The organism is Streptomyces sp. E2N166 (assembly GCF_003671715.1).
In the GTDB taxonomy this organism is placed as follows: domain Bacteria; phylum Actinomycetota; class Actinomycetes; order Streptomycetales; family Streptomycetaceae; genus Streptomyces; species Streptomyces thinghirensis.
The window spans coordinates 422,534-440,667 of record NZ_RAIF01000012.1 but is presented as its reverse complement, the minus strand read 5'-3'; the positions used below and the strand labels follow the sequence as shown (position 1 = coordinate 440,667).

The following is an 18,134-nucleotide window of genomic DNA, read 5'->3' as shown; positions in this document are numbered from 1 at the left end:
CAGCGATGGGACGCGGTGGGGGAGGATCCGGTTCCCGGCTACGTCACGCGCCGCCCGAACGCCTCGAAGTCGCCGGACGGACCTCAGTCCCCGTAGTCCGACATCGCGTCCAGCAACCGGGCCGACGTCCGGGGCACCCGCACGCCGTGGATGAGGGAGACGGGGACGGGTCGGGTGGCGGCGTGGGCCGGCGCCTCCCAGCGCGGGGCCATCCGGGCGCAGTCGCCGCGCAGCGACGCCAGGTCGCCGTCCAGGTCGGCCGGGGCGGGGTCGGCGGTCCTCGTCAGGTTCGTCATAACAGAACCGTAGGCACGTCCCGGACCGTGAAGAAAGTTGTACTACCGGGTAGTTTTGCCTGCTTCGGACCCGGGGCTCTCCCGGGTAGCGTGAACTGTCAACCCGCCTCCCCTTCAGGAGAGAGTCCACGCCGTGCGCATCGCAGTCACCGGCTCCATCGCCACCGACCACCTCATGACCTTCCCCGGCCGCTTCTCCGACCAGCTCGTCGCGGACCAACTGCACACGGTCTCGCTCTCCTTCCTGGTCGACCAGCTCGACGTACGCCGGGGCGGCGTCGCCGCGAACATCGCCTTCGGCATGGGCCAGCTCGGCACCCGGCCGATCCTGGTCGGCGCGGCCGGCTCGGACTTCGACGAGTACCGGGCCTGGCTGGACCGGCACGGCGTCGACACCGGCTCGGTGCGCATCTCCGAGACCCTGCACACCGCCCGCTTCGTCTGCACCACCGACGCCGACCACAACCAGATCGGCTCGTTCTACACGGGCGCGATGAGCGAGGCCCGCCTCATCGAGCTGAAGACCGTCGCCGACCGGGTCGGCGGTCTCGACCTGGTCTCCATCGGTGCCGACGACCCGGAGGCGATGCTCCGGCACACCGAGGAGTGCCGCGCCCGGTCGATCCCGTTCGCCGCCGACTTCTCCCAGCAGATCGCCCGGATGAACGGCGACGAGATCCGGATACTGCTGGACGGGGCGACCTACCTCTTCTCCAACGAGTACGAGAAGGGGCTCATCGAGACCAAGACCGGCTGGACGGACGAGGAGATCCTCGGCCGCGTCGGCCACCGCGTCACCACCCTCGGCGCGCGGGGCGTCCGCATCGAGCGGGTGGGCGAGCCCACCGTCGAGGTCGGCGTGCCGGACGAGGAGCGCAAGGCCGACCCGACCGGCGTGGGCGACGCCTTCCGCGCGGGGTTCCTGTCGGGACTGGCGTGGGGGGTGTCGTTGGAGCGGGCGGCGCAGGTGGGCTGCATGCTGGCGACGCTCGTCATCGAGACGGTGGGGACGCAGGAGTACCAGCTGCGCCGCGGGCACTTCATGGAGCGGTTCACCAAGGCGTACGGGGACGAGGCGGCGGAGGAGGTCCAGGCGCACCTGGGCTGAACCGCCGGGTGAGGGTGCCGTTCAGGCCGACCGGCGGACCAGGTAAGCCGTTCCCTCCTCCGCCGGCTCCTCGCCCACGTACTCCTGCCCCCGCATCTCGCACCACGCCGGGATGTCCAGACGCGCCGCCTCGTCGTCGGACAGGACGCGGACCGTGCCCCCGACGGGCACGTCGCCGATGACCTTGGCCAGCTCGATCACCGGGACGGGGCAGCGCCGGCCGATCGCGTCCACGACGAGGTCGCCTCCGTTCTCGGGAGCGGCCTCCGTGGCCGCCGGCGCGCCCAGCCGCTCCCGAACCGCGGCCACCGTGCCCGGCAGCACCTCCAGGAACCGCTCGACGTCCTCCGGCGGCGTCCCCGGCGGCAGCGACACCCGGACGTTGCCCTCGCTGAGCACCCCCATCGCCTTCAGGACGTGGCTCGGCATCAGGGTGCTGCTCGTGCAGGACGACCCGGAGGAGACCGAGAACCCGGCACGGTCCAGTCCGTGCAGCAGGGTCTCCCCGTCGACGTAGAGACACGAGAAGGTGACGGTGCCGGGCAGCCTGCGCACCGGATCGCCGACCACCTCCACATCCGGCACCAGATCCGGCACCCGCGTCCGGATCCGCTCCGTCAGCTCCCGCAGCCGGGCAGCATCCTCGGCCGCCTCGGCCCGCACCGCCCGCAGCGACGCGGCCGCCGCCACGATCGCCGGGAGGTTCTCGAAACCGGGCGCCCGCCCCGACTCCCGCTCGTCCCCGGGTCCTTGCGGCGCGAACCGGGCCCCTTTCCGTACGACGAGCAGCCCGACCCCGGACGGCCCGCCCCACTTGTGGGCACTGGCCGCGAGCACGGACCAGTCGCCCGGCACCTTCCCCCACCCGAGCGACTGCGCCGCGTCCACCAGCAGCGGCACGCCCGCCGTCCGGCAGATCTCGGCGACCTCCGCCACCGGCTGCTCGGTGCCCACCTCGTGGTTGGCCGACTGGAGGCAGGCCAGCGCGGTGTCGCCGCGCAGGGCGGCCGCGTACGCCGCCGGGTCCACCGCCCCCGTCCGGTCCACGGGCACCTGCGTGACCGTCCCGCCGCCGGCCTCGTGCACCTCGGCCGCATGCAATACGGAGGAGTGTTCGACCGCTGACACGATCAGGTGGGCTCCGACGCGCCGACGCCCGGCCAGCGCTCCCGCGACCCCCGAATGCACCGCCCGCGTCCCCGAAGGAGTGAACACCAACTCGTCCGCCCGACACCCCACGGCCTCGGCGGCCGCCTCCCGGGCAGCGTCGAGCAGCATCCGGGCCCGCCGCCCTTCCCGGTAGAGCCGAGCGGGATCGGCCCACCCTTCGTCGAGCGAGGCCTGAAGGGCCTGCCGGGCGACGGGATGGAGAGGAACGGCGGAAGCAGCGTCGAAGTAGGCCACACAGCAACGCTATGACGTCCGGCAGGGAAGCGCCGACCAGGGGCGCGGGCCCGTGACATGTGCGGCTCCGGCACGCGGGCGCGAGCAACCGCGACGCACCGTCAGCCGCCCACAAACCCCCAGCTCCCACCCCCGAAGGCGCCCCCGTCCCACCCTTTCAGGGTGCCTCCCGGCGCGTATGCCACCCTCCCCGCGACCCCCCGGAGGGCGTCGGCTAGGGTTTGGTCCGCATAAACATCAAACCCCTGCCCGACGCAGGGCGGCGACCGACCAGCGAGAAGGCCGCAGCCGAACAGCGCGGGCGAGACTCTCGGGAAGGCGCTACGTGAGTCCCAACGGCTCCGACCGCTCGCCGCGGCGCCCGATGCGGCGGAAGCTGCTGCAGGCACTGACCGCGGGCCTGGTCCTGGCGACCGCCACCGGTTGCACATACGAGGACTTCCCCCGCCTCGGCATGCCCACCCCAACCACGGAAGAGGCTCCGCGGATCCTCTCCCTGTGGCAGGGCTCCTGGGCAGCCGCGCTGGCCACCGGCGTGCTGGTGTGGGGCCTGATCCTGTGGAGTTGCTTCTTCCACCGGCGCACCCGCACCAAGGTCGAAGTTCCTCCGCAGAACAGGTACAACCTGCCCATCGAGGCGCTGTACACCATTGTTCCGCTCGTCATCGTCTCGGTGTTGTTCTACTTCACCGCACGTGACGAGTCCGAGCTCATGAGCCTCAAGAAGAAGCCCGACGTCACGGTCAACGTGGTCGGCTTCCAGTGGAGCTGGTGCTTCAACTATGTCGAGAGCGTCGACGGTTCCACCGGCGACGCCAAGACCTCCAAGGAACTGGCCGCGATCCCGGACCGGTTCAAGGAGGACTTCCCGGCGAACGCCGGCGGCACGTACGACTGCGGTGTCCCCGGCACGGAGAACCCGCAGACCGGCAACCCCGGCCCGACCCTCTGGCTCCCCAAGGGCAAGACGGTCCGCTTCGTCCTGACCTCGCGAGACGTCATCCACTCCTTCTGGGTGGTGCCGTTCCTCATGAAGCAGGACGTCATTCCGGGCCACACCAATGCCTTCGAGGTGACCCCCAACAAGGAGGGCACCTTCCTCGGCAAGTGCGCCGAGCTGTGCGGCGTCGACCACTCCCGGATGCTGTTCAACGTGAAGGTCGTCTCCCCGGAGCGCTACGAGCAGCACCTCCAGGACCTCGTGAAGAAGGGGCAGACCGGTTACGTTCCCGCGGGCATCGCGCAGACGAGCCACGAGAAGAACCGGGAGACGAACAACCTGTGAGCATCCTCAACGAACCCCAGGGTGCCGCGGCAGGGTCCCACTACGAGGACGAACTGCCGGTCCGGCGCCAGAGGCGTGGCGAGGTCGTGGTGAAGTGGCTGACGACCACCGACCACAAGACGATCGGCACGCTGTATCTGGTGACGTCGTTCGCGTTCTTCGTGATCGGCGGCGTGATGGCGCTGTTCATGCGCGCCGAGCTGGCCCGTCCGGGTCTGCAGATCATGTCGAACGAGCAGTTCAACCAGGCGTTCACGATGCACGGCACGATCATGCTGCTGATGTTCGCGACGCCGCTGTTCGCCGGCTTCGCGAACTGGATCATGCCGCTGCAGATCGGCGCGCCGGACGTGGCCTTCCCGCGGCTGAACATGTTCGCCTACTGGCTGTACCTGTTCGGCTCGACGATCGCGGTGGGCGGGTTCCTGACCCCGCAGGGCGCGGCCGACTTCGGCTGGTTCGCCTACTCGCCGCTGTCCGACGCGGTGCACTCGCCGGGTATCGGCGGTGACCTGTGGATCATGGGTCTGGCCTTCTCCGGCTTCGGCACCATCCTCGGCTCGGTCAACTTCATCACCACGATCATCTGCATGCGCGCGCCGGGCATGACCATGTTCCGCATGCCGATCTTCACCTGGAACGTGCTGCTGACCGGTGTGCTGGTCCTGCTCGCCTTCCCGGTGCTGGCCGCGGCCCTGTTCGCGCTGGAGGCGGACCGCAAGTTCGGTGCGCACATCTTCGACTCGGCCAACGGCGGAGCGTTGCTGTGGCAGCACTTGTTCTGGTTCTTCGGGCATCCGGAGGTGTACATCATCGCGTTGCCGTTCTTCGGCATCGTCAGTGAGATCATCCCGGTCTTCTCCCGCAAGCCGATCTTCGGCTACATGGGTCTGATCGCCGCGACGATCGCGATCGCCGGTCTGTCGGTGACGGTGTGGGCCCACCACATGTACGTCACGGGCGGCGTGCTGCTGCCGTTCTTCTCCTTCATGACCTTCCTGATCGCGGTCCCGACCGGTGTGAAGTTCTTCAACTGGATCGGCACCATGTGGAAGGGATCACTCAGCTTCGAGACACCGATGCTGTGGTCCACCGGCTTCCTGATCACCTTCCTCTTCGGTGGTCTGACCGGTGTCATCCTGGCCTCGCCGCCGCTGGACTTCCACGTCTCGGACTCGTACTTCGTGGTGGCGCACTTCCACTACGTGGTGTTCGGCACGGTGGTGTTCGCGATGTTCGCCGGCTTCCACTTCTGGTGGCCGAAGTTCACCGGCAAGCTGCTGGACGAGCGCCTCGGCAAGATCACCTTCTGGACGCTGTTCATCGGCTTCCACGGCACCTTCCTGGTCCAGCACTGGCTGGGTGCCGAGGGCATGCCGCGCCGGTACGCCGACTACCTGGCGGCCGACGGCTTCACCGCCCTGAACACGATCTCGACGATCAGCTCGTTCCTGCTCGGCATGTCGCTGCTGCCGTTCTTCTACAACGTCTGGAAGACGGCCAAGTACGGCAAGCCGGTCAACGTGGACGACCCGTGGGGCTACGGCCGTTCGCTGGAGTGGGCGACCTCCTGCCCGCCGCCGCGGCACAACTTCCTCACGCTGCCGCGCATCCGCAGTGAATCCCCCGCCTTCGACCTGCACCACCCGGAGGTCTCGGCGATCGACCAGCTCGAGAACGTCGGTCACGGTGAGAAGACCCTCGCCGGCGGCAAGGAGGCCGGCAAGTGAAGATCCAGGGACAGCTCTTCATCTGGCTGAGCGTCTTCATCCTGGCCGTCGCGATCGTCTACGGCTACTGGTCGATGGAGCCGGCCGGCACCACGGCCCTCTTCCTGGCCTTCGGCCTGTCCATCATGATCGGCTTCTACCTGGCCTTCACGGCCAAGCGGGTCGACGTCGGTGCGCAGGACGACAAGGAAGCGGACGTCGCGGACGACGCCGGCGAGATCGGGTTCTTCAGCCCGCACAGCTGGCAGCCGCTGGCTCTCGGGTTCGGCGGAGCGCTCGCCTTCCTGGGCGTGGCGGTCGGCTGGTGGATCATGTACTTCTCGGCACCGATCCTTCTCGTGGGTCTGTTCGGCTGGGTCTTCGAGTACTACCGCGGTGAGAACCGCACCCAGTAGCACGCGCCCAGCGCCAAGGGGCCCGGACACTCCGTCAGGAGCGTCCGGGCCCCTTCGTATGCCGTACCCGCCTCACCCGTCCGGCTTACCCACCGTGCCGCCGCTGACGTGGCTCCCTAGCGTGAGGTCATGAGCGACACGGTTCACTTCCAGGCGCGGGGGCGTACGGTCGTCGGCTGCACCCTGCTGGTGATGGCCCTCGGCGCGTCCGTCACCGCCTGCAGCGGCGACGACGACAACCCGCTGTCCGCATCGCCCTACGACGCGGCCGGCCAGATCTCCTTCAGCGGCCCCACGGACGCCGGGAAGAAGGCCGACCCCGACAAACCCCTGGAGGTCGTCGCCGAGGGCGCCGACGGGCGCATCACGGACGTCACGGCCGTGGACACGGCGGGCCGCTACGTCGCGGGCGAACTCTCCGCCGACGGAGCCCGCTGGCACAGCACCTCACCGCTGGCCGCGGGCGCCGGCTACACGGTCCGGGTGAGCACCGAGGACGGCGACGGCGCGCCCGGCCGCAAGGTCCTCACCTTCGAGACCGGCCTGCCCAGCTCCAAGAAGACCCTGGACGTCTCCTTCGGGCCCAAGGCGGGCGCGTACGGCGTCGGCCAGCCCGTCACCGCGGAACTGAGCCAGCCGGTCGCGGACCCGGCCCAGCGGGCCATAGTGGAACGCGCCCTGAAGGTGGACTCCACGCCGGCCGTGGAGGGCGCCTGGCACTGGGTGGACGACAAGAAGCTCCACTACCGGCCCAAGGAGTACTGGCCCGCCCACGCCACCGTCCAGGTCCGCAGCACCCTCGACGGCATCAAGATCGGCGACCGGATGTGGGGCGGCACCGCCAAGCCCCTGAAGATCACGACGGACGACCACGTCGTGGCCGTCACCGACGCCGCCGCGCACACGCTGACGGTCTACCGGGACGGCCAGGAGATCAGGCAGATCCCCGTCACCTCGGGCAAGCCCGGCTTCGAGACCCGCAACGGCGTCAAGGTCGTCCTGGGCAAGGAACCCTTCGTACGCATGCGCAGCAGCACCGTCGGCATCGCCGAGGGTTCCTCGGAGTCGTACGACCTGCCCGTGTACTTCGCCACCCGGGTCACCTGGAGCGGCGAGTACGTGCACGCCGCCCCCTGGTCGGTCGGTTCCCAGGGCCTGGCCAACGTCAGCCACGGCTGCGTCGGCATGAGCACCGCCGACGCCGAGTGGTTCTTCGGCGTCGTCCAGGAGGGCGACCTCGTCGAGGTGGTCAACTCCGAGGGCGAGACGATGGAACCCTTCGGCAACGGCTTCGGCGACTGGAACCTCGACTGGAACAAGTGGCGCACGGGCAGCGCCCTGACCGGCGGTACCGGCAGTGCCCCGAACACCCAGGAGGCGGCACGGCTGCGGCCGACGGTGGTGTGAGGCGTCCGGCGGGCGCCCCTAAACGCCCTGCAGCCTCTTCTGCCGCAGCAGCGCGGCCAGCGCGCCCGCGAGCTCGACCGGCTCCACCGGCAGCGTCACAGCCGCCTCCGCGCGGCTCCACGTCGCCAGCCACGCGTCCTGCGGCCGGGCGATGAGCAGCAGCACCGGCGGGCACTGGAAGACCTCGTCCTTGATCTGGCGGCACAGGCCCATGCCCCCCATGGGCACCGCCTCGCCGTCGAAGACGCAGACGTCGATCCCGCCCTTGTCCAGCTCCTTGATCGCGGCGGCCGGGGTGGCGCACTCCAGGAACTCGACCACGGGCACGTCCGGAGCCGGCCGGCGACCGGTCGCCAGCCGCACCTGCTCGCGGGTGTTGGAGTCGTCGCTGTAGACCAGCACCGTGGCGGTCGGCTGCATGCTTCCTCCGATACGCAGTGAAACAGTCGTAGCCCGTTGCGCCGGATGCTACTCCTTTGAACACCTCGTCAACACTGGTTCGGACACGGCTTCGACGGGCCGTTCGATGGGCCATACGGGCAGTACAGACGGGGCGGACACTCCGAACGGCACCCCCCGGGGTGAGGGCGGGATAAGCGACCGACATAATGTCGGTCGTGGCGACAGCAACGACAGTAGAAACCGGGCACGCGCACCCGTCGGTCAATCGGCCGAACCTCACCAGCGTCGGAACCATCATCTGGTTGAGTTCCGAGCTGATGTTCTTCGCGGCCCTCTTCGCGATGTACTTCACCCTGCGATCGGTGACCGGCCCGGACTTCTGGTCCGAGAAGGCCGACGCGCTGAACTTCCCGTTCTCCGCGACGAACACCACGATCCTGGTGCTCTCCTCCCTCACCTGCCAGCTCGGCGTGTTCGCGGCCGAGCGCGGTGACGTGAAGAAGCTCCGGATGTGGTTCATCGTCACCTTCGTGATGGGTGCGATCTTCATCGGCGGTCAGGTGTTCGAGTACACCGAGCTGGTCAAGCACGAGGGCCTCTCGCTCTCGTCGGACCCGTACGGCTCGGTGTTCTACCTGACCACCGGCTTCCACGGACTGCACGTGACGGGCGGCCTCATCGCCTTCCTGCTGGTCCTCGGCCGCACCTACGCGGCCCGGAGGTTCACTCACGAGCAGGCGACCGCGGCCATTGTCGTGTCCTATTACTGGCACTTCGTCGATGTCGTCTGGATCGGCCTCTTCGCCACGATCTACATGATCAAGTAGTCGCGGCGCGCACCCGCCTCAATACCAGAAGCATCGACGCAGAAGATCCTGACACCGGGGTAATCCGTGAAAAAGCTCTCCGCACGACGACGCCATCCGCTGGCGGCGCTCGTCGTCCTACTCCTCGCGCTGGCATGCACAGGGGGGCTGTACGCCGTGTTCGCACCCGCGGACAAGGCGCAGGCCGATGAAACCGCCCAGTCCCTCGCCATCGACGAGGGCAAGAAGCTCTACGCCGTCGGCTGTGCCAGTTGCCACGGCACCGGGGGTCAGGGCACCACCGACGGTCCGAGCCTGGTCGGCGTAGGCGCCGCGGCCGTCGACTTCCAGGTGGGTACCGGCCGTATGCCGGCCCAGCAGCCGGGCGCGCAGGTCCCGGAAAAGCCGGTCGTCTACTCGCAGGCCGAGATCGACCAGCTGGCCGCCTACATCGCCTCGCTGGGCGCCGGTCCGGCCATCCCGTCGGAGGAGAAGTACGGCCCGGAGGGTGCGGACATCGCCAAGGGCGGTGAGCTGTTCCGCAACAACTGCGCGCAGTGCCACAACTTCACCGGCAAGGGCGGCGCCCTGACGCACGGCAAGTACGCGCCGAGCCTCGAGGACGTCGACCCGAAGCACATCTACGAGGCCATGCTGACCGGCCCGCAGAACATGCCCTCCTTCCCCGACGGCACGATGTCGGAGCAGAACAAGAAGGACATCATCGCCTACCTGGACGCGGTCAACAGCGACGACACCGTTGAGCCCGGTGGCCTCAGCCTCGGCGGACTGGGTCCGGTCAGTGAAGGTCTGTTCGCCTGGGTGTTCGGACTGGGCGCCCTGATCGCCGTCGCCGTCTGGGTCGCCGCTCGGACCGCAAAGGCCAAGAAGTCATGAGTAGCCAAGACATTCCAGAAGAGAACCTGCCCGCTGAGCAGGACGCCCCGCACGGGCACGGCTCGGTGCGCACCGCGGACGAGCAGAACCCGTTCGCCGACCCGGGACTGCCGCCCCACGAGCACCGGATCCAGGACACCGACGAGCGGGCCGCCAAGCGGTCCGAGCGCACGGTCGCCCTGCTGTTCACGCTGTCGATGCTGGCCACCGTCGGCTTCATCGCCTCGTTCGTGACGATCCCGGTCGACAAGTCGGTCTACATCTTCCCGCTCGGTCACATCAGTGCGCTGAACTTCGCGCTCGGCATGACGCTCGGCGTCGCGCTGTTCGCGATCGGCGCCGGCGCGGTCCACTGGGCCCGCACCCTGATGTCCGACGAGGAGGTCGCCGACGAGCGTCACCCGATCGAGGCCGACCCGGAGACCCGTGCCAAGGTCCACGCGGACTTCAAGCAGGGTGCCAAGGAGTCCGTGATCGGGCGCCGCAAGCTGATCCGCAACACGATGCTGGGCGCGCTCACGCTGGTGCCGCTCTCCGGTGTCGTCCTGCTGCGCGACCTCGGCCCGCTGCCCGGCACCAAGCTCCGCCACACCCTGTGGTCCAAGGGCAAGCTGCTCGTCAACATGAACACCCACGAGCCGCTGCGTCCCTCGGACGTCGCGGTGGGCTCCCTCACCTTCGCCATGCCCGAGGGCCTGGAGGAGCACGACGAGGAGTTCATGACCGAGATCGCCAAGGCGGCCCTGATGATCATCCGGCTGGAGCCGGAGGCCATCAAGGACAAGCGCGAACTCGAGTGGTCGCACGAGGGCATCGTGGCGTACTCGAAGATCTGCACCCATGTCGGTTGCCCGATCTCCCTGTACGAGCAGCAGACGCACCACGCGCTCTGCCCCTGCCACCAGTCCACCTTCGACCTTGCCGACGGCGCCCGGGTGATCTTCGGTCCCGCCGGTCACGCCCTGCCGCAGCTGCGCATCGGCGTGAACGACGAGGGTTACCTCGAAGCGCTCGGCGACTTCGAAGAGCCCGTCGGTCCTGCCTTCTGGGAGCGCGGATGAGCACTACAGCCAACGAAGCCCCCCGCTCTCGCGGGAAGGCACCGGCCGGCGAGCGCGTCGCCGACTGGGCCGACGGCCGGCTGGGGATCTACTCCCTGGCCAAGGCCAACATGCGCAAGATCTTCCCCGACCACTGGTCGTTCATGCTGGGTGAGGTCTGCCTCTACAGCTTCATCATCATCATCCTCACGGGTGTGTACCTGACGCTGTTCTTCCACCCCTCGATGAACGAGGTCACGTACCACGGCTCGTACGTGCCGCTGCAGGGCCAGCTGATGAGTGAGGCGTACGCCTCGACGCTGGACATCAGCTTCGACGTCCGCGGTGGTCTGCTCATCCGGCAGATCCACCACTGGGCGGCGCTGATCTTCCTCGCCGGCATGTTCGTGCACATGATGCGCGTCTTCTTCACCGGCGCGTTCCGCAAGCCGCGTGAGATCAACTGGCTGTTCGGCTTCCTGCTGTTCGTCCTCGGCATGTTCACCGGTTTCACCGGCTACTCGCTCCCGGACGACCTGCTCTCGGGCACCGGTATCCGCTTCATGGAGGGCGCGATCCTGTCCGTGCCGATCGTCGGCACGTACATCTCGTTCTTCCTCTTCGGCGGGGAGTTCCCCGGCCACGACTTCGTGGCCCGGTTCTACTCGATCCACATCCTGCTGCTGCCGGGCATCATGCTCGGCCTGGTGGTCGGCCACCTGATCCTGGTCTTCTACCACAAGCACACGCAGTTCGCGGGTCCCGGCAAGACCAACAAGAACGTCGTCGGCATGCCGCTGCTGCCGGTGTACATGGCCAAGGCCGGAGGCTTCTTCTTCCTGGTCTTCGGCGTGATCGCCGCCATCTCGGCCATCGCCACGATCAACCCGATCTGGGCCATCGGCCCCTACCGGCCGGACATGGTCTCCACCGGAGCCCAGCCCGACTGGTACATGGGCTTCTCCGAGGGTCTGATCCGTGTGATGCCGGGCTGGGAGATCAACTTCTGGGGTCACACGCTCGTCCTGGGCGTGTTCGTCCCGCTGCTGATCTTCCCGCTGGTCCTGGTCGCGATCGCGGTCTACCCGTTCATCGAGTCCTGGGTCACCGGCGACAAGCGCGAGCACCACATCCTGGACCGCCCGCGCAACGCCCCGACCCGGACCGCCTTCGGTGTCGCCTGGATCACCTGGTACATGGTGCTGCTGATCGGCGGCGGCAACGACCTGTGGGCCACGCACTTCCACCTGTCGATCAACGCGATCACCTGGTTCGTCCGCATCGGGTTCTTCGTCGCCCCGGTCGTCGCGTTCATCGTCACCAAGCGGATCTGCCTCGGCCTCCAGCGCCGGGACAAGGACAAGGTGCTGCACGGCCGCGAGTCGGGCATCATCAAGCGCCTGCCGCACGGTGAGTTCATCGAGGTGCACGAGCCGCTCAGCCAGGAGCAGCTGCACACGCTCACGGCGCACGAGCAGTACAAGCCGGCCGAGATCGGTCCGGAGGTCGACGAGAACGGCGTCCGGCGCAAGGTGAAGCGCACGGAGAAGCTCCGCGCCAAGCTGAGCAAGGGCTACTACGGCGAGGACTCGCAGATTCCGAAGCCGACCGTCGAGGAGTACAAGGAGATCACGAGCGGCCACGGCCACCACTGACCCTCCAGCGTCGCCACACCACGGTCGAAGGGCCCCGTCCGTTCCGCGGACGGGGCCCTTCGCCGTGCCCGGGGCTGGATAGGGTGGGACCACACTCCCTTTCCGCGATACACACGATTCAGGAGCGGCTCATGAGCGCTGTGACCCCCGCTGGAGGCGACACCGCGGCGGGCCGCTCCTGGCCCGCCCTGCTGAACGGACTCCTGGACGGCCGGGACCTCTCCGCGGACGACACCGCCTGGGCACTGGACGTGATCATGCGCGGTGAGGCGACCGACGCGCAGATCGCCGGCTTCGCGGTGGCGCTCAGGTCCAAGGGCGAGACCGTCGAGGAGATCTCCGGCCTCGTCCGCACCATGTACGCCCACGCCAACGTGATCGAGGTGCCGGGGGAGACGGTCGACATCGTCGGCACCGGCGGCGACGGCGCCAAGACGGTCAACATCTCCACCATGTCGGCGATCGTCGTGGCCGGTACCGGCGCCAAGGTCGTCAAGCACGGCAACCGGGCCGCCTCCTCGGCGTCCGGGGCCTCCGACGTCCTGGAGAAGCTCGGGGTCAACCTGGAGCTGACGCCGAAGCGGGTGGCGGAGGTCGCCGAGGAGGCCGGCATCACCTTCTGCTTCGCCGTGAAGTTCCACCCGGCGCTGCGCCATGTGGCGGCGGCGCGCGGTCAGCTGGGCATCCGCACCGTGTTCAACTTCCTGGGTCCGCTGACCAACCCCGCCAAGGTGAAGTCCCAGGCGATCGGGGTCGCCCACGCCCGGATGGCGCCGATCATCGCCGGTGTCTTCGCCGAACGCGGCCACTCGTCCCTGGTCTTCCGGGGCGACGACGGCCTCGACGAGCTGACCACGACGGCCACCTCCCGGGTGTGGGTCGTGCGGGACGGCCGGGTGACCGAGGAGACCTTCGACCCGCGGGACGTCGGCCTCGAACTCGTGCCGGTCCAGGCGCTGCGCGGAGCCGACGCCTCCTACAACGCCGACGTCGCCCGCCGCCTGCTGGCCGGCGAGACGGGCCCCGTGCGGGACGCGGTGCTGCTGAACTCGGCGGCGGCCCTGGTGGCCCTGGAGCCCGGCGAGGAACCGCTGGCCGAGCAGATCAGGGCCGGCATGGACCGGGCGGCCGAGGCGATCGACTCGGGCGCCGCCAAGGGCGCCCTGGACCGCTGGGTGGCCGCGAGTCACGCGTAGCGCTCAGAGGGCCCGTGGTGGGACGTGCGTCCCGCGATCCGGACTCGGGTTGCGGGGCGCCGATCATTTCCCCTAGGTTTTTCGTCAGGTCATGAGTGACAGTCATGAGGCCCCGGCCGACTGTCCGGCAACCCTCCGTCCGTGGCGGGGTGCCCCGGGTGAAGACCGGGCCGTGGACAGCAGGGTTCACGGCAAGCGCGGACCCCTCGCGGAACCAGGGGTCCTGGGTCGTCCGAGGGAGTCTCCCGTGAACCAGCGAATGCGATAGGGCCGCAGAGCCCCGCCTCCGCACACCTTCTTCTCTTTCACAGCGCCCTTCCTCGCGCTGGTCCTCACGGGAGTCCGCCATGTCCGTACCCACCGCTGTCGCCACCCCGCTGCCCGTTCTCGGCCGCGATGTCACCGTGCCGCTCGTCACCGGCGGGGAGGTCACCTACGCCGCGCTCGACTACGCCGCCAGCGCGCCCGCGCTCCAGCGGGTCTGGGACGACGTGGCGGCCTACGCCCCCTACTACGGCAGCGTGCACCGCGGGGCCGGATACCTGTCGCAGCTGTCGACCGACCTGTTCGAGAACGCCCGGGAGACCGTCGCCGGGTTCCTCGGGTGCCGGGAAGGGGACCAGGTCGTGTTCACCCGGTCCACCACCGACTCCCTGAACCTGCTCGCCGCCGCGCTGCCCGCCGGCTGCCGGGTCTTCGTCTTCGAGACCGAGCACCACGCCTCGCTGCTGCCCTGGCGGGACGCCGACGTGACCTGTCTGGACGCCCCGCGCACCCCGGCGCAGGCCGTCGAGACCCTGGAGCGCGCCCTCGCCGCCCGCGAGCCCCACGGGCCCGCCCTGGTCTGCGTCACCGGCGCCTCCAACGTCACCGGCGAGCTGTGGCCGGTGCGTGAACTGGCCGCCGCCGCGCACGCGCACGGTGCCCGGATCGTGCTGGACGCCGCGCAGCTCGCCCCGCACCACCCCGTTTCCGTGGCCGACCTGGACGTCGACTGGGTGGCCTTCTCCGGGCACAAGCTGTACGCCCCCTTCGGCTCCGGTGTGCTGGCCGGCCGCGCGGACTGGCTGCGCGAGGCGGAGCCGTACCTCGCCGGCGGCGGCGCCAGCCGCAGGGTCACCCGGCGCGCCGACGGCGGCGTGGACGTGGAGTGGCACGACAGCGCCGCGCGGCACGAGGCCGGCTCGCCCAACGTCATCGGCGCCTACTCGATCGCCTCCGCCTGCAAGGCCCTCACCGAGGCCGGGTTCGACGCGCTGGTCGCCCGCGAGGAGTACCTGATCGGGAAGGTGCGGGACGGGCTCGCCGAGGTGCCCGAGGTGCGGATCCTCTCCCTCTTCGGCGACGACGCCCCCCGCGTCGGCGTGCTCTCCTTCGTCGTCGAGGGCTGGAACAGCTCCCACTTCGCAGCCGCGCTCTCCGCCGAGTACGGCATCGGGGTGCGCGACGGCCTGTTCTGCGCCCACCCGCTGGTGCGCACCCTGCTCGGCAGCGACCCGCATGCGCAGGGCGAGTGCGGCGCCCCCGAGGCGGCGCCGGGGGAGAGGTCCCTCAACGCCATCCGCGTGAGCTTCGGCGCGGGCACCCCGGACGAGCACGTCGAGCGGTTCGTGAACGCCGTCAAGGAGCTGGTGAACGACGGCGCCCGGTGGAACTACCGGACCGAGGACGGGCGTTGCGTGCCCGACACGTCCGCCGCCGGCACCGCGGCCGCCGGTGCCGGGGCCTGACCCGGCAGCCGCGACCCCAGCAGGATCATCCGCAGCGCCCGCTCCGTGGCGTCCGTGAGGAGTTCGGCGGCGCGCAGCAGCGCGTCCGCCAGGGCCATCGGCGCCGGCATGATGCCGTGGAAGGCGTCCACCCCCGGCACCTCGTGCGCGCCCTCGCCGAGCGTGCCGGCCAGGGCGAGGACGGGACGGCCGTAGAGCTTGGCGCGGCGGGCGACCTCGGCCGGGACCTTGCCGCGCGGCGTCTGGTGGTCCAGGGCGCCCTCGGCGGTGAGCACCAGGTCGGCGTGGGCGAGGCGGGCGTCCAGGTCGAGGTGGTCGAGCAGCACGTCGAAGCGGGGCAGCAGGCGGCCGCCGACGGCGGCCAGCCCCGAGCCCAGCCCGCCGGAGGCGCCGGTGCCGGGGCCGTGGCGCAGGTCGGTGCCGATGACACCGAGGTCCCGGGTCAGGACGCGCGCCCAGTTCTCCAGACCGGCCGACAACTCCTCGACCTGCGCGGGTGTCGCCCCCTTCTGCGGGCCGAACACCCGGGCCACGCCCCGCTCGCCGCACAGCACGTTGAACGGGTTGCAGGCGACGACCAGCTCGGTGTCCTTCAGCCGGGCGTCGAGGCCGGACGGGTCGATACGGGCGAGGCGGCTCAGCTCCCGGCCGCCGTGCGACAGTTCGAAGCCGTCCGCGTCCAGCAGCCGGGCCCCGAGCGCCTGGAGCGCGCCCGCGCCACCGTCCGACGTGCCCGAGTCGCCGCAGCCGACCAGGACGCGCCGTACCCCGGTGTCCAGCGCGGCGCGGATCAGCTCGCCGACGCCGTACGTCGTCGTGGCTCCCGGGTCGCGCAGGGCGCTTGGGACCAGGGAGAGGCCCGCGACGGCCGCCATCTCCACCACCGCCGTATCCCGGGCGCCGAGCAGCGCGAAGTGGGTGCCGACGGGTTCGCCGACCGGGCCCGTGGCGGCCAGCGCGACCAGTCGCCCGCCGGTCGCGGCGGCCAGTGCGACGGCCGTGCCCTCGCCGCCGTCCACCAGCGGGACGCGGTCGATCTCGGCGTCCGGCAGGACCCGGCGGACACCCTCCGCGATGGCGTCGGCGGCGGCCTGCGCGGACAGCGACTCCTTGAAGCCGCTGGGGGCCACGACGACACGGTTCAGCAGCGAGGGCACGGCGGGCACGGAAGGCGCGGCGGGGATGGAGGACGCGGCGGGCACGGAAGGCACGGCGGGCACGGAAGGCGTGGCGGGGATGGAGGACGTGGCGGACATGGCGGGCTCCTTCAACGGGTCACGGGTACGCCGAGCAGCGGCCAGACGGCGGCGGCGAAGAACAGCACGAGGGCGGCGGTCAGCGGTGCCAGGACGGCGGACAGCCGCAGCAGGTCGCGCGGGGTGTAGGTGGGAGTGCCGGGGATGTCGGAGAAGAGCGTGACCGGCTTGGCGGAGGCCGGGAGGGTGTGGCAGAAACCGGCGGCGGCGGTGGAGGCGAGCGCGGCGGCGACCGGGTTGACCCCGGCGCCCACGGCCGCTGCGATCACCAGCGGGACCAGGACGGAGGAGCGGGCCGAGCGGGACTGGAGGACCAGGTGGGCCGCCGTGCTCACCGCCACCACGACCCCGAGGAAGACGGCCGGCGTGACGTGCGCGGGCAGCCCCGACACCAGCCATTTCGCCGCGCCGGAGTCGGCGAGCGCGACGCCCATCGCCATGGTCGCCGCCATGAACAGCAGCAGCGACCAGGGCACGGTCTTCAGCGCGTCCTTGAGCCGTACGGTGCCGAGCGCGGGGGAGGAGGCGACGACCGCCCCGATCAGCGCCACGACCGCGGGCGACACATGGTGCAGGGGCTCGCTGCACCACAGGGTCACCACCGTGGCCAGCAGCGCGGCGCAGCGCTTCTCCGCCTGCGTCCAGGGGCCGGTGACCGGACTCTCGGTGTGCCGCTGTACCTCCTCGGCGGTGATACGGACCGGGCCCTCGCGGTCCGCGCGCCGGGTCGTCGTCAACAGGACCGTCTCGGCGGCCAGATGGGAGGAGGTCACCGCCAGCGGCAGGCCGAGCAGCAGCCACTGGGTGAAGCCGATCCGGTCGCCGGTCGCCTCCCACAGCACCGACACCGTGATCAGATGCGCGCCCGCGCCGATCAGGGTCGCCACCGCCGACAGCAGGATCACGGTCGGGAACAGCAGCGCGAGCATCACGACCAGTCGCTTCCGGTCGGCCAGGGCCTTGGCGAGGGCCAGGAACACCGGCAGCGCCAGCGCCGCCCGGCCCGACGTGGCCGGCACCGCGAACGCGGTCACGACCAGCGCGGCCGTCGTCAGATGCACCAACTGCCGCACGCCGCGCGCCCCGCCGACCAGGAACGCCGCCGCCCGCCCAGCGAGCCCGGTCCGGGCCACCGCCGCCGCCAGCACGAAGGCGCAGATCAGCAGCCACACCGTGTCGTCGCCGAGGGTGCCGAAGAGGGTGTCGCTGCTGATCACGCCGGTCGCGGTCAGCGCGAGTCCGGCGCCCAGCGCGACGTACGTGTCGTCGATCGGCGTACCGATCCAGGCACACGTGGCCAGCGCGAACACGGCGAGGGTGAGGCGCGCGTCACCGCCGAGGGCGGGGAAGTTCGCGGGTACCGCGAGCAGCGCGCACAGGGACAGCGCCACGCAGAGGGCCGCCGCCAGGCGGAGGTTCAACGTCACGTCATCGAGGGTTGTCCCGGGCGGTGAGCCCTCAATGAGTCCGACATGAAGGAAACTTCACACAAAAGCCGGTCTGCCCGTCGGTGGCCGGGTGCGGGCC

16 protein-coding genes and 1 riboswitch are annotated in these 18,134 nt (G+C 70.2%); of the genes, 11 read left to right on the top strand and 5 right to left on the bottom strand.

The features are described from left to right. Nucleotides 1-83: 83 nt before the first annotated feature. On the bottom strand, nucleotides 84-296 hold the full coding sequence (locus EBH09_RS09665) for a hypothetical protein (RefSeq protein ID WP_121746606.1): 213 nt from the start codon (nucleotides 294-296) through the stop codon (nucleotides 84-86). A gap of 133 nt (nucleotides 297-429) precedes the next feature. Between EBH09_RS09665 and EBH09_RS09660 the strand changes: the two genes are divergently transcribed. Beyond that, complete coding sequence (locus EBH09_RS09660; protein ID WP_121746605.1) at nucleotides 430-1,404, top strand: carbohydrate kinase family protein; 975 nt, start codon at nucleotides 430-432, stop codon at nucleotides 1,402-1,404. Nucleotides 1,405-1,425: 21 nt separating this feature from the next. Here EBH09_RS09660 and EBH09_RS09655 read toward each other — a convergent pair whose 3' ends face one another. Continuing rightward, nucleotides 1,426-2,808: a cysteine desulfurase/sulfurtransferase TusA family protein gene (locus EBH09_RS09655; protein ID WP_121746604.1), complete on the bottom strand. Its 1,383-nt coding sequence runs from the start codon at nucleotides 2,806-2,808 to the stop codon at nucleotides 1,426-1,428. Nucleotides 2,809-3,133: 325 nt separating this feature from the next. Here EBH09_RS09655 and coxB point away from each other — a divergent pair, with 325 nt between their 5' ends. From coxB to EBH09_RS09635, 4 genes are all read left to right on the top strand, one after another. Further along, on the top strand, nucleotides 3,134-4,093 hold the full coding sequence (gene coxB, locus EBH09_RS09650) for a cytochrome c oxidase subunit II (protein WP_121746603.1): 960 nt from the start codon (nucleotides 3,134-3,136) through the stop codon (nucleotides 4,091-4,093). After that, nucleotides 4,090-5,823, top strand: a complete 1,734-nt coding sequence (gene ctaD, locus EBH09_RS09645) for a cytochrome c oxidase subunit I (protein ID WP_121746602.1) — start codon at nucleotides 4,090-4,092, stop codon at nucleotides 5,821-5,823. Before coxB ends, ctaD begins: the two co-directional genes overlap by 4 nt. Further along, complete coding sequence (locus tag EBH09_RS09640; protein WP_121746601.1) at nucleotides 5,820-6,218, top strand: cytochrome c oxidase subunit 4; 399 nt, start codon at nucleotides 5,820-5,822, stop codon at nucleotides 6,216-6,218. The genes ctaD and EBH09_RS09640 overlap by 4 nt, the downstream gene beginning before the upstream one ends. A gap of 129 nt (nucleotides 6,219-6,347) precedes the next feature. Next, nucleotides 6,348-7,625, top strand: a complete 1,278-nt coding sequence (locus EBH09_RS09635; RefSeq protein ID WP_121746600.1) for an Ig-like domain-containing protein — start codon at nucleotides 6,348-6,350, stop codon at nucleotides 7,623-7,625. Between the two features lie 18 nt (nucleotides 7,626-7,643). Here the strand turns inward: EBH09_RS09635 and EBH09_RS09630 are convergent, their stop codons facing one another. Continuing rightward, nucleotides 7,644-8,045, bottom strand: a complete 402-nt coding sequence (locus tag EBH09_RS09630; RefSeq protein ID WP_121746599.1) for a response regulator transcription factor — start codon at nucleotides 8,043-8,045, stop codon at nucleotides 7,644-7,646. A gap of 188 nt (nucleotides 8,046-8,233) precedes the next feature. On the opposite strand from EBH09_RS09630, the gene EBH09_RS09625 reads away from it, so the two are divergent. From EBH09_RS09625 to EBH09_RS09600, 6 genes are all read left to right on the top strand, one after another. Beyond that, a complete protein-coding gene (locus EBH09_RS09625) occupies nucleotides 8,234-8,854 on the top strand; it encodes a heme-copper oxidase subunit III (protein ID WP_029393865.1) in 621 nt (206 codons plus the stop codon). 66 nt (nucleotides 8,855-8,920) lie between these two features. After that, a complete protein-coding gene (locus EBH09_RS09620) occupies nucleotides 8,921-9,730 on the top strand; it encodes a c-type cytochrome (protein WP_121746598.1) in 810 nt (269 codons plus the stop codon). After that, complete coding sequence (locus EBH09_RS09615) at nucleotides 9,727-10,791, top strand: Rieske 2Fe-2S domain-containing protein (RefSeq protein WP_121746597.1); 1,065 nt, start codon at nucleotides 9,727-9,729, stop codon at nucleotides 10,789-10,791. The genes EBH09_RS09620 and EBH09_RS09615 overlap by 4 nt, the downstream gene beginning before the upstream one ends. Next, complete coding sequence (locus EBH09_RS09610; protein WP_121746596.1) at nucleotides 10,788-12,425, top strand: cytochrome bc complex cytochrome b subunit; 1,638 nt, start codon at nucleotides 10,788-10,790, stop codon at nucleotides 12,423-12,425. The genes EBH09_RS09615 and EBH09_RS09610 overlap by 4 nt, the downstream gene beginning before the upstream one ends. A gap of 131 nt (nucleotides 12,426-12,556) precedes the next feature. After that, entirely contained in the window at nucleotides 12,557-13,621 is a 1,065-nt protein-coding gene (gene trpD / locus EBH09_RS09605) for an anthranilate phosphoribosyltransferase (RefSeq protein ID WP_121746595.1), read from the top strand. A gap of 87 nt (nucleotides 13,622-13,708) precedes the next feature. Then, nucleotides 13,709-13,825: riboswitch (SAM riboswitch) on the top strand. A gap of 143 nt (nucleotides 13,826-13,968) precedes the next feature. Next, nucleotides 13,969-15,351, top strand: a complete 1,383-nt coding sequence (locus EBH09_RS09600; RefSeq protein WP_121746594.1) for an aminotransferase class V-fold PLP-dependent enzyme — start codon at nucleotides 13,969-13,971, stop codon at nucleotides 15,349-15,351. Here the strand turns inward: EBH09_RS09600 and EBH09_RS09595 are convergent. Both EBH09_RS09595 and EBH09_RS09590 read right to left on the bottom strand, forming a co-directional pair. After that, nucleotides 15,276-16,499, bottom strand: a complete 1,224-nt coding sequence (locus EBH09_RS09595; protein WP_121747321.1) for a glycerate kinase — start codon at nucleotides 16,497-16,499, stop codon at nucleotides 15,276-15,278. The two genes, EBH09_RS09600 and EBH09_RS09595, sit on opposite strands and share 76 nt — an antisense overlap. Nucleotides 16,500-16,618: 119 nt before the next feature. Then, the gene (locus EBH09_RS09590) at nucleotides 16,619-18,034 is read right to left on the bottom strand and encodes an SLC13 family permease (protein WP_193776215.1); all 1,416 of its coding nucleotides are present in this window, start codon (nucleotides 18,032-18,034) and stop codon (nucleotides 16,619-16,621) included. Between the last annotated feature and the right edge of the window lie 100 nt (nucleotides 18,035-18,134).